This is a genomic window from Dyadobacter psychrotolerans, assembly GCF_004349265.1.
In the GTDB taxonomy this organism is placed as follows: Bacteria; Bacteroidota; Bacteroidia; order Cytophagales; family Spirosomataceae; genus Dyadobacter; species Dyadobacter psychrotolerans.
Window position 1 is genome coordinate 26748 of record NZ_SMFL01000017.1, and the last position, 22045, is coordinate 48792.

The window sequence follows — 22045 nt, forward strand, 5'->3', positions numbered from 1 at the left end:
ATCTTTAATGTTATCCTTGCGGAATACCGTTTTTACTATTAAAATCCTGCTCTCAAAGTCACGCCTAAATTGCGGGTCATTGGAGGAATGAAACCAACCTCTTTTTGAACAGCCGTACTGTTTGAAACGTTAGATGCAGGGTTAAAGTGATTTGGCAAAGTGTTATAAAGATAAAACAGATCACGTCCTACAAAACTGATCGATAACGTGTTAAGCTTAATTTTATCAACAAATACCTGCGGAACCTGATAGCTTACCGAAAACTGACGAAGCGAAATCCAGGAATTTTTAACAATCCAGTAATCCCCAACTGCCGTTGAAGAAGATCCGTAGCGATACATAAACTGAGGTAAATGTGTAGGTTCTACAAACCCCTTGTCATAAGCTTCCTGATAACTCATACCGCCCACATTTACAGAAGTTCCGTTGGCCTGGGTGATGGTTTGACCTGCATCAAAAACACCGTCTGGAATAATTCCGTCGTCGTACGTTTTGTTGTCATACTTGCTCGTCCAGGTAATACCGCCATGTTCTGCATCGCGTCCTTCCAGAGACGAAGGGAAGATACCCGTATGCGTTCCGTAACGCAGCGAAGTCAGGATCATATCACCGCCAATTTTTGCATCAAACAAAACGTTCACAGATAACCTTTTGTAAGTAAAGGTGTTATCCCACCCGGAACGGAATTTGGCATTAATATCTCCCACGTCTTTCCATTCATTACTTCGTGCCGGGAAAGCGGCTCTTGCATCACTTCTCCATGACAGGATTTGTTTGCCATTGTTGGGGCTACCTTCCATGTTGTATCTTTTGGCTGCAATTTTTGTCCGGATTACCCCGTAAGCACCGCCTACTTTGGCATAAGGAATTAAATCGTTTCCGCCATTTCCTTCATTTTCCAAAGGATAATATTCTCTATCTCCATACAAGTCGATGATTTTGTTACGGTTATGAGAAAAACTCACCATAGTATTCCATTTAAATGCGCCGATTTGCAGGGGCGTTGCATCCAATGCGATTTCAATCCCCGTATTCTGAATATTTCCTGCATTGATCAAAATACTGCTTACACCCGACTCAACAGGAGCTGAAATCGTGATTGGCTGGTTTCTGGTATTGTCGCGATAAAGAGAAACATCGAAGCCAAGACGGTTTTTGAAAAACTTCATTTCCAGACCGATCTCTTTGGCAATTTTACGCAGCGGTTTAATGTTAGGCTGCAGCGTCGAATTTGAGTTAAAAGTCGATGTCGACTGAACTCCATTCCCTCCTGCATCCGTTGGATCTCTGAATGCAAATCCTGAATTAAGTGTAAAAGGATCAATATCACCACCCAGTGCAGCCAGGTTGCCTCTTAATTTTCCATAAGTGATCCAGCCCGGAAGTGAATTGTTGAATGTTTGAGAAAACACCCAGGATAAACTCGCCGACGGATAATTATAAAAGTTATTGCCAGTTCCGTTTTTGTAAGTCAGCGCCGAAGCCCAGTCACCACGCCATGTTGTTTGCAGGAAAAGCTGGTCTTTGTAACCAAAATCAGCACTTGCATAAAGTGAGTTGTAAGACCTTCTATTTTTAAAACCTCCGGTTGATTTTACCGCATTTACGGAGTTGGCAAGAAAATAGTTTCCGGGATAACTTAGCCCGCCATCTGTTTCGCTAAGGTTGTACGACAGATTCATACGCTGCGATTCTCCTCCTAAATAACCACTAAAATCCAGGTCCGGCGTAATTTGTTTGTTAAAAATCGCCATCCATTTCAGGAACCGGGTTTCTTTTGTAGAATGCCCCAATACATATTTACCACCGGTAAAGTTTGTTCCCTGACCAAGTTCTTTGGTTTCATTTTCTGTATAAACATTGTTTAAGTTACCCTCTACCTGCACTTTCATCCAGTCTGTAACCGTACCAGTCAGTGCTATACGCCCGCGAACCATTTGTTCTTTCTGGGTATAGTTATTTTCAAAAATATTAAACCAGATGTTTGGCTCGGGTACTTTATTTGGCTCGTTTACATCATTCGCCTGCGGAATACCGCCGTTGTAGCCAATATAATTCTGGCGCTGCATCCACTTTTTGGTATCATAATTCCTTCCGAACACCCATATGTAGCGGTTCAGTGAAAGACTTGGGGGGTTGCTCCCCTTGGTAGCGGTATAGTCTCCGGTAACATCAACAGACAGGAATTTATTTAGTTTATGCGTTACACGAAGGTTAAATGCATTCTTCGATAACTCATTCCGAAGGTTGATCCCTTTACTTTGATTGCGGTTATAAGAAAGACGGAAGGTCGATTCGGCAGTTCCGCCATCAATCGCAACGTTTGTCAGACTTCCCTTCCCGGTCTGAAAAGCATCCAGATAGTTATTCGGGTAGGCCTGGTAGGTTGTCATCGTACCATCGTAGTCCAATACCTGTTGCCCTGCAAACTTTGGTCCCCAGTTTTCCAGCTCACGCCCGATCTGACGGTCAATGTAAGGCTGTCCCTGGCTGTTAACCGGAAAAACCTTTGTTGTCCAGGATTCATCCGGTTTGTAATTCGGATCCCGGGTATCTGTAAAAAAAGCACCTACGGTTCCTCCGCCGTATTCATTCTGGAAATCAGGTCCGCGATAGGGCTGAGCCGCTGTAAATGTTTGGGTTACGTTAACACCGATACCTTTGCGTTGATGCCCTTTTTTTGTGGTAACTAAAATCACTCCGTTGATCGCACGCGTTCCGTACAGTGCAGCCGCCGCAGATCCTTTCAACACCGAAACACTTTCAAAATCCTCCATATTCAGGTTTTTGATATTATTCCCAAAGTCCCGTCCGCTTCCATCATAAAGGTCGTTGTCCAGAATTACACCATCTACAACAAAAATTGGCTGGTTATTTACACCCAATGTGGAGTTACCCCGTATCAGGATTTTTGTATTACCTGTCAAACCGCCGGCACCCTGGTCAATCTGCACTCCGGGAATTCTTCCCTGTAAAGCGCTGATCGGGCTAACTTCGTTGGTTGTAGCCAGTTTTGTTCCGGCAATGTCTGTAACTGTATAACCCAACTGGCGTTTTTCCTTACTGACGCCAAGAGCGGTTACGACTACCTCATTAAGCTGCCCGGCATCTTCTTTCAGTTTTACATCAATTACAGACTGTCCGTTTACCGAAACTTCCTGTTTTACATAACCAATGAAAGAGAAGGTTAGGGTTGAACTCTGGGCAGCAGAAATTGTATACTTGCCATCTACATCGGAGATTGTTCCTGAAGAACTTCCTTTAATCAGAACACTCGCGCCTGGAATCGCCGTCCCGGTAACGGCATCGGTTATCGTTCCTGTAACCTGAAGACCTTGTGCATGCAAAACGCAGTTTTGCATAAAACCAAGAGAAAACAGAAATACAATGATACAGGCAGATATATTCATCAGCGGCCGGCTTTTTTCCAACCGCGAATTATCTCCTGAAATTTGAATCAAGAAGAGTTTTTTCATGTAGTGATTGTTGGTTTAAGAGTATAATAGATTGGACAAAGCTGATTTATCCAAAAATTTAGTGAATGTACATTATTAAAATTATTTATTAACTAAACTTTTAAGTTAAAATTTTTATTGAAATCGTGAAAATGTGATTTTTCTAACCAATGGATGATTTACTTCAAACTTATCCTACTTCAATGATTTTAATAATGAAGCCGAAAGGCAACGCTGATTACTTTTTAAATGAAAATCATAATCATAGAAATTTCCTGACAAAAAGCAATTTGCTTCTATCCGAAACAATGCTTTTGCGATCACCATGGTTTCTCACATTTTTTGTGGAATTTTGCGGAGCGGACTTTGAATTCATCTGTACGGAATTTTGTAATTCACCCTGCCAATATTAAAGACCAAGATCATATGAGTAAGTTTGATATAATATTCAAGAAATTGGACCGTCAGAAGTATCCTTTTATAGACGGCCTGTATTATCTGTTTATCATCATTTTTTTGGGAATTCTTTTCCTTTTCTTCGCATAATTCGTGGCTGACTATCTTTTTATACTTAACCCGAATTCTGGCACTTCCCTTGGCCGAAATATCGACGCCGTAGCGCATGCGATTGACGCAGAAGCAAGCAAAAATAAACACAGCGCACATATTCTTTTTACTGAAGCAAGGGGACACGCGACTGAGCTGGTACAGGAAAATCTGCAATCAGGGAACTGGAAAGCTGTTGTTGCGGTAGGTGGTGACGGTACTGTAAATGAAATTGCAAGGCCATTGGTAAATCAGCCAACGCCTATCGGTATACTGCCCCTTGGTTCAGGAAATGGGCTGGGGCGGCACCTGGGACTTCCGTTAACACTGGAATCTTCTTTAAAAAGGCTTTTTGCAGGATCTGTTTCTACTATTGATAGCGGGCTGCTGAATGACATTCCTTTTTTTTGTACGGCAGGAATGGGCTTTGATGCTTACGTTGGACATTTGTTCAGTCAGCAAACCAGCCGCGGTTTGGCTACTTATGTAAATGTGTCTTTCAAAGCTTACTGGGATTATCAACCTCAATCATTCCGGGTTAACGGACTTGAGACAAACGCGTTCTCTCTGACTTTTGCAAATGCCGGGCAGTTTGGCAATAATGCATGGGTGGCACCTCATGCCAATCTTCAGGATGGTGTACTGGATGTCTGTACAATCAAACCCTTCCCAAAATGGTTTGGGACTTCTTTGGCTTACCAGCTTTTCACAAAACAATTGAAACAATCAGAATATATTGCTTATCAGAGTGTTACAGAGGTTTTGGTAGAAACTGATAAAGCTCCAATGATTCACTATGACGGAGAGCCTTTGCAGCTGGAAACCAATGTCATTAAAGTTAAAATCAATCCGCAAAGCCTGAATGTAATCATCTGAATGTCTTATCAAGAGCTATAATCTTAACAAATCGTAGTTATGTCAAAAAAGAACCGCTCCGGAGTTGTTTATTCAACCGATCCGGAATTCGAATATAAAGAATCCGGTGAGAATGATCCGGACACACTGTCCCCTCAGCAACAGGATTTACGTATCTGGCTGGATCGCAAAGGTGGCGGGAAAGTTATTACTATTGTCAAAGGCTTTATCGGGAAAAACGACGATCTTGAAGCACTTGGCAAGCAATTAAAATCCTTATGCGGCAGTGGCGGGACTGTAAAGGACTGGGAAGTTCAGATACAGGGAGACCATCGTGATAAAGTAATCACATGGCTTTTATCCAAAAATTATAAGGCAAAAAAAGCAGGTGGGTGAAGTGGCAGCGAGCATAGGGATAAGTGCAGGGAGCGATGAATCACCTACCCCATGCCCTCAACCCCAAGCCCATTACTCACAAAACCTTAGTGGTATCAATTTCCGTAGGTGTTGGCAGTGGTGTTGCCGGTGTTTGTGTAGGCGGAAAATTTCCTCTGCTGCCTTGTAATACTTCCACATTTGTTACAAAAAACTTTGTATCGCCATTCCAGGGAAGGGTGAAGAATTTTTGCTCGTAAGTCAGTGACACACGATGCCCGTTTTGAATGGCTTCTTCCAGTTTGGCTATTGCATCTTTATTTTTTCCGCTTACCGAGAAAATCCATTTAGAAGAATTCATGGTGCCATCGCCCTCGCTCAGGCCGCCCATTCTCAGCTCGCCTTCATATGTTTTGAATAAGTATCCTTTGTTGCTTAGCTGTGTTACAAAGCCGCCACGTTTACCTTCGCTATAATATCCAAATGTGAGGTAATAAATAATTCCAAAGACGATTGCCAGAAAAACAGCAAATATGACCCATTTACGCATTGTTTTAATGTTTTAAGTTTGTGAATTAAAGCGAACTTCGTAAAACGGTTTGATTTTTCCTAGTGATTATTTCGCCCGGATTGCAATCACCGGATCCATTCTTGCCGCCAGCATCGCCGGGACAATCCCCGACAAAACGCCAATGATACACGAAACTGCCAATCCTAATATAATGTTTCCGGGAGTCATGATAATCTGAAGCGATCCCATGGGAATAAACGAGAGAAGAAAAACCAGTAGAATCCCTACCAAACCTCCCACTAAACTGAGCATTACAGCCTCAAAGAGAAATTGAAACAGAATGGAATAGTTTTTAGCTCCTAAAGATTTCTGGATACCGATGAGGTTTGTCCTTTCTTTTACCGAAACGAACATGATATTGGCTATGCCAAATCCTCCAACCAATATTGAAAAACTCCCAATCACCCAACCTGCCAAAGTTAACACTGCAAAAAGTCCTGAAATAGCCTGGGCTGCTGCTTCGGGTTTATTTAATGAGAAATTGCTGTCGTCTCTCGGTTTAATTCCGCGCCTGGTTCGCATCAATCCGGTAATCTCTGCTTCTACGGATTTCATTCCCTCATCATCAGGAAAACCTTTTACAACAATGTTAGCCCTTTTCCTGCCCGACTGAAATAACTTTGAAAAAGAAGCAAACGGAATCAGGCAATTTTTATCAGCACTGCCGCCAAAATTCACCAGACTTTCACCCTTTTTCTCCTGCACGCCTACAATCACAAACTTATTTCCGGCTAACTTAAATTCTTTTCCGACAGCATCCTGTCCCGGAAAAAGCGCCGCAGGAATATCCGCTCCGACAACAGCCACGTTTCTTGCATTAGATGTTTCCAAAGGCATAAAATATCTGCCGCCTGCTATGGTAATATCTGATATTAAATTGTACTCAAATGACACGCCCTGCACCTGGGCATCAATACTATTCGACCCGTTTTTTAGGGTAATACCACCACGTGAATCCATAACAGCAACAGCACTGGCAGATTCCAGGTTATCGTACAAATATTTGTATTCCGAATAAGTTGGCTCCGGCCATTGAAAATACTTCCACCACTGATATTCACCTCCAAAGCTCCACGGCCATTTTTGGACATAAATTACTTTATCACCGATAAAACTCATGCTGTCTTTGATGCTTTTTTCCAGCGAGTCGACAATCGTGAAAACAGCTACAATAGCAAAAATTCCAACGGTTACACCGAGAAGAGATAATATTGTTCGGGTAAGATTAGACCTCAGTGCCTGCCAGGCAAATCTAAAACTTTCCCATATCTGGCGTAAAAATTTCATAGTCCCTGACCCGATCTGTTAAAACTTTATAAAGAATAGTCCTGAAAATTAACAGGAATGCTTATTTCATCAATGCAATTTAGGATAGAAGGTATTAAAACAGTTTGAGTAGTCTGTGGATATTTTGATCAATGATAATTTTCTGAGGAAAAACTTCAAAAAACATATTTGATATCATTCCTCTTACTTAGATTTGGTAAATTACATCACAAACTCTTACACCGCCAAATATGAGAATCCGCTACACGCTCCTTTTTCTTTTAACCACATTATCAGGCTTTTTAGCCGCACAAAAACCCGTTCAGGAATCAACCGGTTTTTACCAGTTTCTTTCCGATGATCCAAATCAAAAATCATTTTTTAGCGACCGCAAGGGCGTTGTAGCGAAAAACGGAATGGTTGCTTCCGCACACCCGGAGGCATCACGTGTAGGTGTTGAAATTCTGCAGGCTGGGGGAAACGCAGTTGACGCGGCAATTGCAGTACAATTTGCATTGGCTGTGGTTCACCCGTCCGCAGGAAACATTGGCGGCGGCGGTTTCCTTGTTTATCGTAACAAATCGGGACATACAAACAGCATTGATTTCAGAGAAAAAGCACCCGCAAAAGGGCATGCTGATATGTATCTGGACAAAGACGGAAATGTCATTCCAAATTCGAGTACACTCGGGAGGCTCGCATCAGGTGTACCCGGCTCCGTAGCGGGTATGGCCGAAGCACATGCAAAATATGGCAAATTGTCCTGGAAACAGCTTTTACAGCCCGCAATTGATCTGGCCGCAAAAGGAGTTATTCAAACAGAAAGAGAAGCCCGGGGATTAAATGCCATCAAAAAAGACTTATTGGCACTCAATCCGGGAACTACATATTTTCAAAAATCAGATGGTACCGAATGGGTAGCGGGAGATAAACTGGTTCAAAAAGATTTGAGTAAAGTTTTGACACGAATTCAGAAAAAAGGCTGGGACGGATTTTATACAGGAAAGGTTGCCAAGCGACTCGTTAAAGATATCAGTCAAAACAAAGAAGGTATCATAAGTAAAAAAGATCTGAAAGAATATCATGCAAAATGGAGGGAAACGATTTCAGAAACTTACAAAGGTTATAAAGTAATTACCATGGCGCCACCGTCCAGCGGTGGTATTGCACTGGTTCAGCTGATGCGTTTAACCGAACCGTTCCCGCTACGCAAATGGGGATGGCACAGCGATTCAACAATTCAGGTGATGATCGAAGCCGAACGCCGGGTTTATGCCGACCGCGCTAAGTTTCTCGGAGATCCTGATTTTGTCAAAATTCCTGTTGAAACACTTTTAAGCAAAGATTACCTGCAAAAAAGATGGTCCGATTTTTCATGGGATAAGGCCACAGACAGCAAAAATGTAAGCGGTGGCGTTTTCCCGGGATATGAAAGTTTGGAAACGACGCACTTTTCAGTGGTAGATAAAGAGGGAAATGCAGTTTCGGTTACGACCACTTTAAACGGCGGTTACGGAAGCCGGGTGGTGGTGAAAGGCGGCGGTTTTTTCATGAATAATGAAATGGACGATTTCAGTGTAAAACCAGGTGCACCAAACATGTACGGGCTCATTGGCAACAAAGCAAACGCCATTGCTCCAGGAAAACGAATGTTGTCTTCGATGACGCCTACCATTATTGAAAAAGACGAAAAACTGTTTATGGTTGTAGGAACACCGGGCGGTTCAACCATCATTACATCTGTTTATCAAACCGTCCTGAATGTGCTCGAACATGGCATGACCATGCAACAGGCCGTAAACGCTCTGAAATTTCACCATCAGTGGTTGCCGGATAAAACTACATTTGAAGCAAATGCTTTTTCGGAAACTGCTTTAAAAAAATTGCAGGACAAGGGTTATATTCTTGAACAGCAAAGAAACACAATTGGCCGCATGGACTGCATTCTGGTGACCCCTGACGGCTGGCTGGAAGGTGGCTCCGATCCGCGCGGGGATGATACCAGCGTTGGTTATTAATTGCCTGGTCCGGTTTGATTCAGGGAGCTGTCATTTCCTGAATCAAACCGGAATACTTTGGAAATTCGGAGATCAAAACTATCCTTTCCGCCATTTCAAAATCTTCAAAATCAAATCCCGGAGCAACGGTACAGCCTACCAATGCATAAGAACTTCCGGAGGCAGGACGTGATCCAAACCAGCTTCCGGCAGGAACAACGGCCTGAAAAGTTTCTCCGTTTTCAGGATCGCGGCCCAATCTGATCACATTGGAATTGCCTGTCTCCGGATTGAGCACAAAAATTTCCAAGGCTTCTCCTGCATAAAAATGCCACATTTCATCCGATTTGATTCGATGAAAAGCTGAAAATTGCCCGGCTTCCAATAAAAAATAGATTCCGGTAGAAAAGCTCCGGTCTCCCGTAAAACGGTCCGGCAGCGTTTCTTTAAGGATACTTTCACCTGCACGATAAGTCTCTGAATAATATCCGCCTTCAGGATGCGGAAGTAAATTATATTTCTCTACCCAATAAGAAGCTGGTTTCATATTTTTGTTTTCAATTCGGTTAATACTTTAACTCCTTTTGCTTCCAGTTTTTCAGTTTCTGCGTTCTCTTCATTGGTTATCAAAACGTTAACTAAAGTTATTGGGGCAAACTGCAGATATTTATCCTTTCCAATTTTTGAGATATCGCATAAAAGGTAGGTGATATCTGCATGAGACGAAGCTGCCAATGTAACTCCGGCCTCCATTTCGCTATGTGCACTCAAACCATTTTCCGAAGATATACCATCCACTCCTAAAAAGGCTTTATTTACCTGATAACGGCAAATATGCTCTTCCGCTATTTTACCATGAACAGCCTGCCTGTCTTTATCAACCTCACCGCCTACCAGATTTATTTTTACCGAAGAACCTAATAATTCGTATAAAACAGGAAGAGAATTCGTTACAACCCGGATCTCTTTATTTCTGATAAACTGGCATAACCGAAAAACCGTACTTCCGCAATCCATAAAAATAATATCACCATCTGTAATTTCATCTGCAGCAATTCTGCAGATATGATCTTTTTGTTCCGCATTCGCAGCAACTTTATTTTTAAAAGTAAAAGGAGTTTTTGTAAGCTCAACCTTCATGGCGCCGCCGTGCGTGCGGTAAAGCAACCCATCTGCTGCCAAAGCAATTAAATCACGACGTACAGTAATTTCAGAGGTCTCTGTTTTTTCGGCTAAATCGCTGACATTGACTTCTCCGAGTGTATCGACCAATCCCAGGATTATATTTTTTCGTTTTTGAAAATTCATACCTATTCGTACATTTGTTCAAAAATAATCAATATCAATCAAAAACAATCAATTTATGAATGATAACTTTAATTTAGTTTCTGAGGAAGTACTTTCAGATAACTGGTATACATTAAGAAAATTCACTTTTGATTACCAAAATGCAAACGGAACCTGGGAAAGGCAATCCCGTGAAGCATACGACCGCGGCAATGGCGCGACTATTTTGCTTTACAATAAAGAAAAACAAACAGTAATTCTCACACGCCAGTTTCGCCTTCCGACTTACACAAATGGAAATACAACCGGAATGTTAATAGAGGCCTGCGCCGGTCTGCTGGATAAAGATAATGCCGAGGATTGCATTCGCCGGGAAACCGAAGAAGAAACAGGTTACAAGATAAGATCTGTCAAAAAGATCTTTGAAGCCTATATGTCACCGGGATCTGTTACTGAAATTCTTTATTTTTTTGTTGCCGAATATTCGCAGGAAATGAAAACCGGAAATGGCGGAGGCTGTGAAACTGAGCAGGAAAACATAGAAGTGATGGAGATCTCTTTTCCTGAAGCACTGAAAATGATGGATTCCGGAGAAATTAAAGATGCTAAAACCATGCTTCTCCTCCAGCATGCACAGATTAACGGATTGCTTGGGGCATAAAAAAGGCTGAAGACAAGAACTATCCTCAGCCCGAATATTTATTTATATCTGTCAGGAAATCGGATCCGGTGTTACAGTAACGTCCGTTTCTGTTGTGCCTCCTTTGCCCGAAAACTTTGCATAAAGATCCTTGAAGAATGCCTCTGCATCAGGAAAACTGGTTTTCAGTGCCTCAGAACCTTTTGTTTTTAATTCATCAAAATATTCCGGTGCCTTATCTATCGCTCCTTCGGCTTCTGCCTTTAGATCGTTTGCTTTCGTTTTCAGATCTTCCAGAAGTTTCTCTCCTTCTTCGGACTGCAGGTATTTATGTGCTGCTACTCCGGCTGCTGCGCCCAGAATAAATGTGGCAAGGTGTTTTGCGTTGATGCTCATAATTTTCTGATTCTATGGTTGATAACTAATTAAAGATACTTATGTTTTGACACAAAAGAAACGAATTCAGTCACTTATCCACGAACGGTTAAAAAATAATGCCAGAATAAACTTTGGCTTTCGGCAGTCATTCATCGGCTGTCACAAACTGCCAGGACTGATGGCCGAAAGCCGACCGCCGATGTTATTTTATCTCAAATGCTGCCTGCATTCTGTAATTGATTTTAATTTTTTGGTACTGCACATCGCTATCCTGCACTGCATCGGCCGACTCAGCCATTGTACGCATTGCTGCTTTCATAAATACAGGCTGCGGATACTGTATATTCTCATCCAATTCTCTTATTTCAAGTATCTGACCAAGTTTTTGATCAACCGCAGCCACCAGATATGATGCCTTCTCTTTAGCTGCTTTCAATGCGTCGATTTTAACCTGTTTTTTAAATTCTTCTCTTTTCGAATGATCGACACGGCTGACGTTGGCGTACTGAACACCCCGGCTTTCCACTTTTGAAAGGATTCCGTCCAGTTTATCCGCACTGCTTACTTTTAACTCATATTGTTTCGCCTCAAGGAAAGTAGCTGGTTTTTTCTTTTTATCCACATAGTTTTGATAACCGCCCACACCACTTACCGATAACGCCTCTTTTGGAAGACCTGCATCCGCAACTGCTTTGATCAACTGCTTTTCAAGCGTACTGATAACGACTTTATCCTTTTGGTTTTTTTCATCATTAAAATACTCCCTTAGCGATACATTGAAATAAATCTCATCAGGAACCACTTCCATTTCGGCAAAACCAGCGACTTCAATTTTACGGGTGGGAGGAGTTTGCTGCATGGTTGTAGTTTGTGAAAAAGATGGGAATTCAACTGAACCGAATAATAACGCACTTAATAAAATGACCTTTTTCATGACTTCAAAAATTAATAAACTGATTAAAAAATTGACTTGGTGCTTGCAATATATTTGCTCTTAACGATAGAGCTAAATGCTTATTACGAAGACAAGGATTAGAGAAGAAGGTTGGAAAGAGGTTTAACCCGGAAGGGTCCGCGAAAGAAAAGCTAATAAAAAAGACACAGATACCAGATTGATTTTCAGAAGAATAAAAAATATTTTCTGCCGAAAATCAATACGATATTAACAAACATTAACGCTGCTGATGCTTTTAATTTAATGGATTACCGATGCCTAAAAATAAGCACCGGACAAAGAAATAGTTGTATCAGTAATTTCAGAGATCAGTTAAAATTCTGATAAATAGAATCCATAATTCTCACAAAATGTTGGTAATCTGTTTCTTCCAGATCACCCCACCCTTTTCTTCTGATTTCAGCAACAATGGGAAAAGCTTCACGATAGGTATCTGCTCCTTTTTCAGTTAAAAAAAGATTGAATTTTCTTCGGTCGCCTGCTGCCGGGGCTCTTTCAACCAATCCCTTTTTCTCAAGAAGATCTATTATCCGCGTTACAGTTGGCGGATCTTTAAAAGTGAGTTCTGCCAGTTCATTCTGGCTGATTGAAGGAGCTCTTTTAATATGATCAATCAATACCCATTGATCTACGGTCAGATCAAATCCTCCTTCATTTAACTGTTTCTGAAGCGCATTCCGAATTTTTTTTATGGTTGTATCGATCTTAAAAAAATACGCCCGCTGGTCAGAATAATGTGTCATGGATTAAAAGAATGTTTTAATCCAGATATAAGACAACACATTAGTTCGTCTACTAATAGTTAAGCGTGTTTATTGAAAATTTTTAAGAATATCTGCTAGTCACCAATTATCTACTAATGAGGATATTCGCTTAAATGGCGAAATGATCAAACTTCCCATTTATGGCTCACGAGCTGAACGAACATTTAACTACGTAAACTTTCGTATTAAAAAATCTACTTACCATCAGGTATTTAAGATGGAAGTCTAAAGTTTTATCAAACAATTCATGGAACCTACGATCATATTCGTAGTTTAAATGGAGATAATTTCCCTTACCTTTAGATCATCAATCCAGCTAAATTGCAGGTGATAAGATTTAACAGGTATCAGAATAAATTACAATGCCCGAAATGCAGCACCTGGAATTTGATTCGCCGGAAGAGCTTAAAAGTACCATTAGATGTTTTTGGTATAACAAAAGGGATTCCGAAGAATCAAAGTCAAGCTTTGAGGTAATACCTGATGGTTTTGCAGAAATTATATTTCATTTCGGCGGCGGTTGCGCTCTTTCTGATGAAGATGAATTACGTTCATTACCATCGCCATTTTTAATTGGACTGCTTAATCAGCCTGCTGTTTTTCACACTAAAGGAAATCTGGAAATTATTGGAATCAGGTGTTTTCCATGGACCGTTTTTGATTTGCTGGGAATGCCCTCTGATAAAGATGGAATACTGGAAATTGAGCATCCGATTGCCCGGCTTCATGATATTTTGGAAAAGTGGGTCGATTTAGGGAAAATTGAAAAAGCGGTTGATCATCTAAAACAGTATTTTTTGAGATCAAATCCTCAAATATCTTTTAATAATATGTTGTCGAAAGCAGGAATCGCTATGCGGGATACGAACGGCACCATGCCCGTTAGCCAGGTAGCTGAGGCAGCGCACGCGACTGTTCGCACATTACAAAGAAACTTCAAACAATCTTCCGGTCACACGGTTAAAGACGTATCCGGGCTGATGCGGTTTGAAAAAGTGAGAAACGAACTGTTGCTTAACCCGGACACGAATCTGGCAGGACTAGCATATGAATTGGGCTACACGGATCAGCCTCATTTGAGCAGAGAATTTAAACGTTACAGTGGTGTCAGCCCCGCTGCATTTGCCCGAAATGCAAAGAAATTTCCGGTAATCAACGATATGGTCGCATTAAAACAGGCTGATGATCATGCGTAAAATGAACAAAGCCATTCCTGTAAATTATTTTGGTGATGAGTTTGCTTTTCTGGGAAAGAACGTCGCAAACTACCGTTTTTATTGGCTCAAATGCCCTTTTTATCAGAAATCCATTGGTGTAATTTTGTATTGAAACTTATAAAAAATTAGCTGTATCAACAATCTGATCGCCAAACAGGAATTCGCCCAAACAGGTTGGCAGTGCCGGACATATATGCTACTGTAAATTTCTCTCAGGTGCGTCAGGCATTACCTATGGCTTTCCAAATCAGCAACCCGACATTGCCATGGGAAATTATTGGAGTCGCCCCGGAAGGTTGGGAGCGCTGTCGAACAAATGCAAAAGGAGGATAAATATTTATATATTTCATTTTTGTTAAAAGCTCATCCTCAGCCATATGAAAAGACTGTTAACAGTAATTCCAATTTTAGTACTCCTTTTAAAATGTAACTCTAAAACTAACAAAACAAGCAATATGGATGACCAAAAAAGTCAGGTAGACTCAACGTTACCTGTTGACAACACGCCAAAAGTGACAGGGATTGGCGGCATTTTCTTTTTTTCCGACAGCCCGAAGGAAACAAAGGAGTGGTATGCCAAAAATTTAGGATTTGACGTCAATCAATGGGGCTCGGTGAGTTTTGAGTACCGAGACGTTGACAAGCCAGAAGAAATAATTCCGCTGCAATGGAGCCCTTTCAAAAGAGACAGTGACCATTTCACTCCTTCCAAAAAGGACTTTATGATCAATTATCGGGTTCAGAATATTGAAGGACTTGTAGAAAAACTAAAAGCAAACGGCGTAACTGTTATTGACAGCATTGAGACGTACGATTATGGAAAATTTGTACACATCATGGATGCGGAAGGTAATAAGATTGAACTTTGGGAGCCATGATAGTAGCATAGTTGTCTGATTTTGTCGCATTTATACAAGCCTGATCAATCAACATTCATGAATTTTGCTTCTTCATCAAACAATGCAAAATCCATGTTACTACGAAATAAACAGGTTGCTGTCATTGGTGCCGGACCTGTTGGCCTGACAATGGCGAAAATATTACAGCAGAACGGAATAGATGTAACCGTCTATGAAAGAGACAAAGACGCGTTTACCCGAATTTCCGGCGGTCCGCTTGACCTGCACAAAGGTTCAGGGCAGAAAGCCATGCACAAAGCGGGATTACTGGAACGTTACTATGAAATGGGCATTCCTATGGGAAGAACCGTGGCAGATGAAAATGGCAAAGTGTTGTTGGCTAGAAAACCAACATTTGAAGAGCGTCACGACAATCCTGAAATTAACAGAAACGATTTAAGAAAAATATTAGTTGAAAGTTTGAAAAGCAGTACCATCGCCTGGGAAAGGAAATTTACCGGACTTGAAGAACAAAACGGAAGGTGGCTTTTACAATTTGAGAATAATTTAACTGCAACTGCTGACCTGGTTATAGGAGCGAATGGGGGAATGTCCCAGGCCAGGAAATACGTTACGGATGCGGAAATTGAATATACCGGAACGCTGATTTTACAGGGTGAAGTTTTGGAGCCCGAAACAACTTGTCCGGACTTCTATCAGCTGTCCGACGATAACATTCTCATGACGGCAAGCGGAGGCAATTTGCTTGTTGCCAATCCCAGGAATGGTGGCTTACTGAGCTATAGCATAACGATTAAAAAACCGGAAGATTGGGATCAGGAATATAAGGTGAACTTTCAAAATACAGAAAACATCTTAACGTTCCTGCTAAATCGTTTCTCTGATTGGGATGAACGTTACCTGCAGCTTTTCCGCTCAACTTCTTCCTTTGTAATTTGGCCAACAAGACAGATACCACTGGATGTACCTTGGAAACTCAACCGCCCCTTGCCCATAACCCTCATCGGAGACGCTGCACATATCATGCCTCCTTTCGCAGGGCAGGGCGTGAACACCGGATTAATGGACGCATTGATTTTATCCGATAGCCTGACTGACGGAAAATTTGAAACTATTGAAGCTGCTATCGACGATTATGAACAGCAAATGTTTGTGTATGCAAAAAAAGCACAGCTTGAAACAAGCGAAAACGAAGCCAAGATGTTTCATTCCGACTTCTCTTTCACAACGAGATTTACAAACGAAGATATCTATTAACCACCTGTTATTCAATTTATTATAAAGTATTTAACAAAAAAAACCAGCCTCGAACGGCTGGTTTTTTTTGTTAGTCTATTTTGACAATTTAAAATTACGCTGAATTTCTCGCAGCATTGATAATTCCAAACATCGCACGCATAATCAGCTGATTGTAGGTTTCTACGTCAACAGGAAGATTTTTGGGATCTTCGGATAACATTTGCAGCGCATATTGCTGAATTGTGATCAGTGGCAATACAATTCGTTCTCTGACTTTAATTGAAACCTTTGTAACGTTATTGCTGTCAAGCAATTCCTTTTGTTCAGAAACATCAAGTAACGATTCAAGTGTCAGCCTGAATTCCTGATACATTTTATCCCAAAACTCTCTATAATCTTCTTCATCACGAAGATATTTGGTAGCGGGGAAAAACGCTTTTGATAAAGACTGCATCGAATTTTCAATCAATGTCCGGAAGAAAAGGGATTTTTTATAAAGCGTTTTAATCTCCTCCTTCTTTCCTTCTTCAGCCAATTTGGAAATCGCTGTACCAAAGCCGTAAAAGCCCGGAACATTCTGTTTCATCTGCGCCCACGACCCTACAAACGGGATCGCACGAAGATCTTCAAATTTCAAATCTTCATCATCATTTCCACGTTTGGTAGGCCGGCTTCCGATGTTGGTTTGTCCGTAAAAGCGTAACGGTGTTTTTTTGTCCAGATATTTTACAAACATCGGATGATTCTTCAAATCCAGATAGGATTCATAAGCTGCTCCGGCCATTTCCTCGATCAGGTCTTTGTCCTCCTGATTCAGTTCCTCTTCAATCCGGTTTCCTCTGAACAGGTGATTTTCCAAACCGGCAGTGAACAACCTTTCAAGGTTGTACATGGCTGTTGTAACCGTTCCGTAATTTGAGCTAATCGTCTGCCCCTGAACAGTAAGCTGAATTTCTTTATCTTCAATATCCTTACCCAGAGAAGAGTAAAAATTATGGTTATTGCCGCCGCCACGTGCAGGAGGTCCACCGCGACCATCAAAGAAAGTGACCTTGATTCCGAATTCGCGGGAAACTTTTGTCAATTCTTCTTTAGCCGTGTAAATCGACCAGTTAGCACGCAGATAACCACCGTCTTTTGTTCCGTCTGAAAATCCAACCATAATTGTCTGGTGGTTATCCCGTCCTTCCAAATGTGAACGATAATATCCGTTTTCATACAATTGACGCATAATTCCGGGCGCATTTGCCAAATCGTCAACTGTTTCGAAAAGCGGCACAACATCCAGCGCAAGCTTTCCGCTTTCATCCGCAATCAGGTTTTTTGCCAGTGCTACAACCTGCATCACATTAAGCGCTGACTGGTTATTACTGATCACATAGCGGTGTGCACCCTGTTCACCATTTTTTTTCTGAATCGTTTTGATTGCGCTGATAGATCCCAGAATATCCTTCGTCAGCTCATCCTCGTAATCCTCAATTCGTAAAGGAATATTAAGTGATAATAACAGATCTATCTTTTTAGCTTCATCCCAGTCTTCATAATCACTGTATTTCAGTAACGGGATTTTTTTCTCTAGTCTTTTTAAGATGTCTTCCCACGCTTTGCCATGTTTACGGCTGTCCTGACGTACATCCAGACTGGCAAAAAAGAATCCGAAGATGTTTAGTTTTAAAATAAAATTATCCAGTAACTCGACGAACAATCCCTGGTGTTTGGCAACCAGAACCTCACGCGCACTGAGCAGTTCAGCAATCAGTTCCTGTGCATCTTTATATCCTTCCTCAAAAGGGCCAAAAATGGTACTGTTCATTTTGCGCTCCGCAATAGCAATCGCATCGTCTACGCCTTTAAAGGTCAGCCTTCTTTTAAGTGTACGAATATCGCGGTAATAACCTCTTAGCAGTGTTTCTCTTAATCTTGCAGCAACCTGAAGTGTAGTTTCCGGATTAACAAATGGATTACCATCACGGTCACCGCCCGGCCAGAATCCCAATCTGAACAAATTCGGATAAGGCCAGTCATGTGCGCTCATGCCCAAACCATCGATCAATTTCATTAGAATTGCAGGGATGGCGTCGTAATATACGTTTTCAAGAAACCAGCACAAACTGACCGCTTCATCAAAAGGAGTAGGTTTTTCGTGATTGATAAAAGCAGTTTTACCAAGCTGAAGAAGCAACTGATTTACCTCGGTAAAGTCGTTTACTTTAATTGCATCTTCCAGGTCGTTGATAATCCCTAGCACTTTTCCCGAATAAAACTGGGTTGGGTGCGCAGTTAAAACAATACGGACACTAAAATCCTGTAATTTATTAAGTAATTTTTTCTTTAAAATATCACTGTCAACCCGGTCGGTCAGATAAGTAATCGAACCCTTACCGGTAAGGTCGTGCGTCTGATCAAAAGCTGCATCTTCCACAGAATCAAAAAGAACAACCTGTCTTTCAATATATTGGATAAAAGCAAAAAGAAGATCCGTCCGTTCTTTTGGAGTTGCAGTCTCCAGAAGTTCTTCAAAAAAGTTTTCGATAATCTGCCTTGGTGACTTTCCTTCCTGAAAACCAACCTCGCTTTGTTGTGTAAGTAAAGGAAGCAGCGAGCCCGTCTGAAAAATACCGCGATAGGGCAAACTAAGGAAAAGGCTGTTAAAAATGTTGTACTTCGTAACTACAGCGTCTTGAAAACTATTATTCATAGTGGAGCGACAAAATTATATTTGGAGACTGTAAACTGGCAACAAAGATACCTCAAAAAATCGGTTTCAGGCTTTTGGATGGGCCTGTTGATGTGTTTTTTTAAGTTTTTCTATTGAATTATGCGTATAGATTTGTGTGGCAGCCAAATTTGCATGCCCGAGTAATTCTTTAATTGCATTCAAATCTGCGCCGCGGTTCAGAAGATGAGTTGCATACGTATGCCGCAAAACGTGCGGACTTTTTTGGGAAAGCGTGGTTACCGCAGAGAGGTATTTTTTAACGATTCGCTGTATAAAAACCGGGTACGCCGGCTTTCCGTTATCTGTGAGAATCAGTATGTCCGTTTCTTCCTCAGGTGCGCGCTCAACGAGATATCTGCTTAATAACGCTGTAAGTGAAGCAGAAATAGGAATCATTCGCTCTTTGGCTCTTTTACCAAAAACACGAATGGTTTTCCCTGTTAAGTCCAGATCTGAGATTTCAAGTCCTATTAATTCCGACAAACGTATTCCTGAACCATATAAAAGCTCCATGATCACCCGGTCGCGAAAACCTTCTGCATTTTCCGCAAACATTTCCGTATCAAAAAGTACTTCCATCGACTTTTCTTCAACATAGGCCGGCAATTTTTTTCGGGTTTTGAGTGCTGAAAGTATTTTGGTGGGGTCTGTGGAAATGAGTCCTTTTTTTCTCAAAAAGCCATAAAAGGAACGAAGAGACGCAATTTTACGATTAATGGAAACCGGATTTAATCCCTCCTCCATTAAATCCACAATCCAGGACCGCAGCATGGGTGGCTGCGCCGTTTCCGGCTGACTGACTTCATACTGGAACAGCAAATATTTCCGGAATTGCTCCAAATCAGTTTTATAGGAAGTTATCGTATGAGCACTGCTGCGTTTTTCATATTGCAGCGATTCCAGAAATTTGTCTATCATAGGTGCTAACATACAAAAAAGAGCTGCCTTAAACAAGACAGCTCTTTTTCAATTTTATATGATTCGAAAGGATATAATGATCCCATCAAACCTTACACCAGAAAACAAATTCCTAAGAACTAGTCTTCTAAATGACCGTAAGTTTTTTCTTTATAAACTGCACGCAAAACTTCGAAACGACGCTTAACAGATGGTTTTTCAAAAGCTGTACGCGCACGAAGCTGGCGCATTGTACCAGTTCTTTCAAATTTCTTTTTGTAACGCTTAAGAGCGCGGTCAATCGATTCGTTGTCTTTAATGTTTATAATGAGCATGCTTATAAAATATAATGTTCTTTGAATTGGTTTTCTGAAACGGACTGCAAAGGAAAGCTATATCAATCAGAAAATCAAGAAACAAGCCATTAAAATTAGGATATTTTTGCATATTGCCCCTTGGAAACAAAGGAATTAACCGATTTATCTGCATCTATGAGCTCCCGGCTTGGTATAATTGATTTAGGAACGAACACTTTTCATTTGCTTATCGTCGAAAAAAACGGAGATGAGGTAAATTCCCTTTTTCATGAAAGCCGTCCGGCACGCATCGGATTGGGCGGAATTAACAAACGGATTATCAACGAAGACGCCATTGAACGGGCACTTACCGTGCTTCGGTTTTTTCGGGAGCAGCTTGATTTATTTGAAATAGCTCAGGAAAACGTTTTTGCATTTGGAACAAGCGCTATCAGAAATGCGGAAAATAAAACAGAATTCTGCGAGACGGTATTTACAGAAACAAAAATTCCGATTACGGTTATTGACGGAAATCAGGAAGCTGAATATATATATAAAGGTGTACGTTACGGCGCTAAGCTGGGAGAAGTTCCATGTCTGATCATGGATATTGGCGGTGGAAGCGTGGAATTCATAATCGGCAACGAATCACAGATTTTCTGGAAACAAAGTTTTGAAATAGGCGGCCAGCGGCTCATGGAGAAATTTATGCGTACGGACCCAATGACCGAAGGCGACCGAAAAAAGCTTTACAATTATTTAGATGAAAGTCTTATTCCGCTTGCGAATGCAGTTCATCAGTATGCTCCTGAAAAACTGGTGGGCTCATCCGGCACATTTGATACTTTGGTTGATATTGATTTTCAATTTCGTACAGGCCAATGGTCTCCCAAAAATATAACCGACTTTACTTTGCCGATTGATGAATTCTACCGGATTTACAGCCTGATTCTGGCAGGAAACCACGATGAACGGATGGCAATTGCCGGTATGATTGCACTTAGGGCTGATATGATTGTAGTTGCAGTTTGTCTGATTGACTATGTTCTCAAAAGTCACAAAATCAGAAATATTCAAGTTTCAGGTTATGCTTTGAAGGAAGGTGTGCTGGCTTCGATGTTGGGAAAATAAATTATTGAACCAAAATATCTGCTTTTGTTTGAAACAGGAAAATTGTAATTTAGATCAACAAAAACACAAATTATGACAACGTTAACCATCAATACAGAAGATAAAGAAGTGTTAAATGCAGTAAAAGCGCTTCTTAAAGGATTTAAGGTATCATTTAAGGAAAAACAAGATGCACCCTACAATCCGGAATTTGTGGCTAAAATAGAAAAAAGCAGACAGGAAGTGAGGGAGGGAAAGACTGTAAAAATAGAGCTTGACGAGATAGGGAAATAGAGTACTCTTTACAGGCTGTCGAAGATCTTAATTATTGGAAAAAGACCAATAACAATGCTGTACTTCAGCGGATCCGATTGCTTATTGAATCAATTACTCAAACACCTTATCAGGGAATAGGTAAACCTGAATCTTTAAAACACAATTTTACCGGCTGCTGGTCAAGGCGTATTAACCAGGAGCATCGCATTGTTTATGAAGTTACTAATAACACAATTTTTATCCTTTCTTTAAAAGGACATTACAAATAAAGTATATCTTCTTCCGGCCTGGTAGCAATAATTGACTTTTATCGCTTTTAAGTTTCCTGGTGAAATTAATTGT

General features: G+C 41.0%; 22 protein-coding genes. 11 read left to right on the plus strand and 11 right to left on the minus strand.

Annotation, left to right across the window (positions count from 1 at the left end; translation table 11 throughout):
• Positions 1 to 38 precede the first annotated feature (38 nt).
• A complete protein-coding gene (locus E0F88_RS29100) occupies positions 39 to 3476 on the minus strand; it encodes a SusC/RagA family TonB-linked outer membrane protein (RefSeq protein WP_229213949.1) in 3438 nt (1145 codons plus the stop codon).
• 528 nt (positions 3477 to 4004) lie between these two features.
• Between E0F88_RS29100 and E0F88_RS29105 the strand changes: the two genes are divergently transcribed.
• Together E0F88_RS29105 and E0F88_RS29110 are read left to right on the plus strand one after the other, a co-directional pair.
• Positions 4005 to 4877 carry a diacylglycerol/lipid kinase family protein gene (locus E0F88_RS29105; RefSeq protein WP_131961865.1) on the plus strand — a complete coding sequence of 291 codons (873 nt, stop codon included), beginning with the start codon at positions 4005 to 4007 and terminating at the stop codon, positions 4875 to 4877.
• 39 nt (positions 4878 to 4916) lie between these two features.
• Positions 4917 to 5252, plus strand: a complete 336-nt coding sequence (locus E0F88_RS29110; RefSeq protein WP_131961866.1) for a translation initiation factor — start codon at positions 4917 to 4919, stop codon at positions 5250 to 5252.
• Between the two features lie 76 nt (positions 5253 to 5328).
• Here E0F88_RS29110 and E0F88_RS29115 read toward each other — a convergent pair whose 3' ends face one another.
• Together E0F88_RS29115 and E0F88_RS29120 are read right to left on the minus strand one after the other, a co-directional pair.
• Positions 5329 to 5781 (minus strand): DUF8785 domain-containing protein, encoded by a 453-nt coding sequence (locus E0F88_RS29115; protein ID WP_131961867.1) that lies wholly within the window; start codon positions 5779 to 5781, stop codon positions 5329 to 5331.
• A 66-nt stretch (positions 5782 to 5847) separates the two neighbouring features.
• Positions 5848 to 7089 carry an ABC transporter permease gene (locus E0F88_RS29120; protein WP_131961868.1) on the minus strand — a complete coding sequence of 414 codons (1242 nt, stop codon included), beginning with the start codon at positions 7087 to 7089 and terminating at the stop codon, positions 5848 to 5850.
• 230 nt (positions 7090 to 7319) lie between these two features.
• Between E0F88_RS29120 and ggt the strand changes: the two genes are divergently transcribed.
• Positions 7320 to 9086 carry a gamma-glutamyltransferase gene (gene ggt / locus E0F88_RS29125; protein WP_131961869.1) on the plus strand — a complete coding sequence of 589 codons (1767 nt, stop codon included), beginning with the start codon at positions 7320 to 7322 and terminating at the stop codon, positions 9084 to 9086.
• Between the two features lie 19 nt (positions 9087 to 9105).
• Here the strand turns inward: ggt and E0F88_RS29130 are convergent, their stop codons facing one another.
• Positions 9106 to 9612, minus strand: a complete 507-nt coding sequence (locus E0F88_RS29130) for a cupin domain-containing protein (protein ID WP_131961870.1) — start codon at positions 9610 to 9612, stop codon at positions 9106 to 9108.
• Complete coding sequence (locus tag E0F88_RS29135; RefSeq protein ID WP_131961871.1) at positions 9609 to 10373, minus strand: DeoR/GlpR family DNA-binding transcription regulator; 765 nt, start codon at positions 10371 to 10373, stop codon at positions 9609 to 9611. The genes E0F88_RS29130 and E0F88_RS29135 overlap by 4 nt, the downstream gene beginning before the upstream one ends.
• 55 nt (positions 10374 to 10428) lie before the next feature.
• Between E0F88_RS29135 and nudK the strand changes: the two genes are divergently transcribed.
• Positions 10429 to 11013, plus strand: coding sequence for a GDP-mannose pyrophosphatase NudK (gene nudK, locus E0F88_RS29140; RefSeq protein WP_131961872.1), 585 nt, complete (start codon positions 10429 to 10431; stop codon positions 11011 to 11013).
• A gap of 51 nt (positions 11014 to 11064) precedes the next feature.
• Here nudK and E0F88_RS29145 read toward each other — a convergent pair whose 3' ends face one another.
• The 3 genes from E0F88_RS29145 to E0F88_RS29155 all read right to left on the minus strand — a co-directional run bounded on the left by E0F88_RS29145 (position 11065) and on the right by E0F88_RS29155 (position 13068).
• Positions 11065 to 11388, minus strand: a complete 324-nt coding sequence (locus tag E0F88_RS29145) for a YtxH domain-containing protein (protein ID WP_131961873.1) — start codon at positions 11386 to 11388, stop codon at positions 11065 to 11067.
• A 184-nt stretch (positions 11389 to 11572) separates the two neighbouring features.
• Complete coding sequence (locus E0F88_RS29150; protein ID WP_131961874.1) at positions 11573 to 12304, minus strand: SIMPL domain-containing protein; 732 nt, start codon at positions 12302 to 12304, stop codon at positions 11573 to 11575.
• Between the two features lie 329 nt (positions 12305 to 12633).
• Positions 12634 to 13068, minus strand: coding sequence for a MarR family winged helix-turn-helix transcriptional regulator (locus tag E0F88_RS29155; protein ID WP_131961875.1), 435 nt, complete (start codon positions 13066 to 13068; stop codon positions 12634 to 12636).
• Between the two features lie 392 nt (positions 13069 to 13460).
• Here E0F88_RS29155 and E0F88_RS29160 point away from each other — a divergent pair, with 392 nt between their 5' ends.
• The 4 genes from E0F88_RS29160 to E0F88_RS29170 all read left to right on the plus strand — a co-directional run bounded on the left by E0F88_RS29160 (position 13461) and on the right by E0F88_RS29170 (position 16423).
• On the plus strand, positions 13461 to 14285 hold the full coding sequence (locus E0F88_RS29160) for an AraC family transcriptional regulator (protein WP_131961876.1): 825 nt from the start codon (positions 13461 to 13463) through the stop codon (positions 14283 to 14285).
• Positions 14286 to 14486: 201 nt separating this feature from the next.
• Complete coding sequence (locus tag E0F88_RS33830) at positions 14487 to 14639, plus strand: hypothetical protein (protein WP_165940179.1); 153 nt, start codon at positions 14487 to 14489, stop codon at positions 14637 to 14639.
• A gap of 122 nt (positions 14640 to 14761) precedes the next feature.
• The gene (locus E0F88_RS29165; RefSeq protein ID WP_131961877.1) at positions 14762 to 15184 is read left to right on the plus strand and encodes a VOC family protein; all 423 of its coding nucleotides are present in this window, start codon (positions 14762 to 14764) and stop codon (positions 15182 to 15184) included.
• A gap of 57 nt (positions 15185 to 15241) precedes the next feature.
• Complete coding sequence (locus E0F88_RS29170) at positions 15242 to 16423, plus strand: FAD-dependent oxidoreductase (protein ID WP_220466398.1); 1182 nt, start codon at positions 15242 to 15244, stop codon at positions 16421 to 16423.
• Between the two features lie 94 nt (positions 16424 to 16517).
• Here the strand turns inward: E0F88_RS29170 and E0F88_RS29175 are convergent, their stop codons facing one another.
• The 3 genes from E0F88_RS29175 to rpsU all read right to left on the minus strand — a co-directional run bounded on the left by E0F88_RS29175 (position 16518) and on the right by rpsU (position 20356).
• On the minus strand, positions 16518 to 19103 hold the full coding sequence (locus tag E0F88_RS29175; RefSeq protein ID WP_131961879.1) for a phosphoenolpyruvate carboxylase: 2586 nt from the start codon (positions 19101 to 19103) through the stop codon (positions 16518 to 16520).
• A 66-nt stretch (positions 19104 to 19169) separates the two neighbouring features.
• On the minus strand, positions 19170 to 20042 hold the full coding sequence (locus tag E0F88_RS29180) for a phage lytic cycle repressor MrpR family protein (protein WP_131961880.1): 873 nt from the start codon (positions 20040 to 20042) through the stop codon (positions 19170 to 19172).
• A gap of 119 nt (positions 20043 to 20161) precedes the next feature.
• Positions 20162 to 20356, minus strand: coding sequence for a 30S ribosomal protein S21 (gene rpsU / locus E0F88_RS29185; protein ID WP_090154901.1), 195 nt, complete (start codon positions 20354 to 20356; stop codon positions 20162 to 20164).
• A gap of 156 nt (positions 20357 to 20512) precedes the next feature.
• Between rpsU and E0F88_RS29190 the strand changes: the two genes are divergently transcribed.
• The 3 genes from E0F88_RS29190 to E0F88_RS29200 all read left to right on the plus strand — a co-directional run bounded on the left by E0F88_RS29190 (position 20513) and on the right by E0F88_RS29200 (position 21972).
• A complete protein-coding gene (locus tag E0F88_RS29190; RefSeq protein ID WP_131961947.1) occupies positions 20513 to 21448 on the plus strand; it encodes a Ppx/GppA phosphatase family protein in 936 nt (311 codons plus the stop codon).
• A 72-nt stretch (positions 21449 to 21520) separates the two neighbouring features.
• Complete coding sequence (locus tag E0F88_RS29195; RefSeq protein ID WP_131961881.1) at positions 21521 to 21721, plus strand: DUF2683 family protein; 201 nt, start codon at positions 21521 to 21523, stop codon at positions 21719 to 21721.
• On the plus strand, positions 21718 to 21972 hold the full coding sequence (locus E0F88_RS29200) for a Txe/YoeB family addiction module toxin (RefSeq protein WP_131961948.1): 255 nt from the start codon (positions 21718 to 21720) through the stop codon (positions 21970 to 21972). The genes E0F88_RS29195 and E0F88_RS29200 overlap by 4 nt, the downstream gene beginning before the upstream one ends.
• Positions 21973 to 22045 lie beyond the last annotated feature (73 nt).

Bases quoted from the DNA above. Each gene is read 5' to 3' on its own strand.
- E0F88_RS29180 (WP_131961880.1), bottom strand. From the start codon at position 20,042: ATGATAGACAAATTTCTGGAATCGCTGCAATATGAAAAACGCAGCAGT.
- E0F88_RS29190 (WP_131961947.1), top strand. From the start codon at position 20,513: ATGAGCTCCCGGCTTGGTATAATTGATTTAGGAACGAACACTTTTCAT.
- E0F88_RS29110 (WP_131961866.1), top strand. From the start codon at position 4,917: ATGTCAAAAAAGAACCGCTCCGGAGTTGTTTATTCAACCGATCCGGAA.
- E0F88_RS29170 (WP_220466398.1), top strand. From the start codon at position 15,242: ATGAATTTTGCTTCTTCATCAAACAATGCAAAATCCATGTTACTACGA.
- E0F88_RS29145 (WP_131961873.1), bottom strand. From the start codon at position 11,388: ATGAGCATCAACGCAAAACACCTTGCCACATTTATTCTGGGCGCAGCA.
- E0F88_RS29130 (WP_131961870.1), bottom strand. From the start codon at position 9,612: ATGAAACCAGCTTCTTATTGGGTAGAGAAATATAATTTACTTCCGCAT.
- E0F88_RS29120 (WP_131961868.1), bottom strand. From the start codon at position 7,089: ATGAAATTTTTACGCCAGATATGGGAAAGTTTTAGATTTGCCTGGCAG.
- E0F88_RS29150 (WP_131961874.1), bottom strand. From the start codon at position 12,304: ATGAAAAAGGTCATTTTATTAAGTGCGTTATTATTCGGTTCAGTTGAA.
- E0F88_RS29100 (WP_229213949.1), bottom strand. From the start codon at position 3,476: ATGAAAAAACTCTTCTTGATTCAAATTTCAGGAGATAATTCGCGGTTG.
- E0F88_RS29155 (WP_131961875.1), bottom strand. From the start codon at position 13,068: ATGACACATTATTCTGACCAGCGGGCGTATTTTTTTAAGATCGATACA.
- E0F88_RS29165 (WP_131961877.1), top strand. From the start codon at position 14,762: ATGGATGACCAAAAAAGTCAGGTAGACTCAACGTTACCTGTTGACAAC.
- E0F88_RS29135 (WP_131961871.1), bottom strand. From the start codon at position 10,373: ATGAATTTTCAAAAACGAAAAAATATAATCCTGGGATTGGTCGATACA.
- rpsU (WP_090154901.1), bottom strand. From the start codon at position 20,356: ATGCTCATTATAAACATTAAAGACAACGAATCGATTGACCGCGCTCTT.
- E0F88_RS29160 (WP_131961876.1), top strand. From the start codon at position 13,461: ATGCAGCACCTGGAATTTGATTCGCCGGAAGAGCTTAAAAGTACCATT.
- E0F88_RS29175 (WP_131961879.1), bottom strand. From the start codon at position 19,103: ATGAATAATAGTTTTCAAGACGCTGTAGTTACGAAGTACAACATTTTT.
- ggt (WP_131961869.1), top strand. From the start codon at position 7,320: ATGAGAATCCGCTACACGCTCCTTTTTCTTTTAACCACATTATCAGGC.
- E0F88_RS29195 (WP_131961881.1), top strand. From the start codon at position 21,521: ATGACAACGTTAACCATCAATACAGAAGATAAAGAAGTGTTAAATGCA.
- E0F88_RS29115 (WP_131961867.1), bottom strand. From the start codon at position 5,781: ATGCGTAAATGGGTCATATTTGCTGTTTTTCTGGCAATCGTCTTTGGA.
- nudK (WP_131961872.1), top strand. From the start codon at position 10,429: ATGAATGATAACTTTAATTTAGTTTCTGAGGAAGTACTTTCAGATAAC.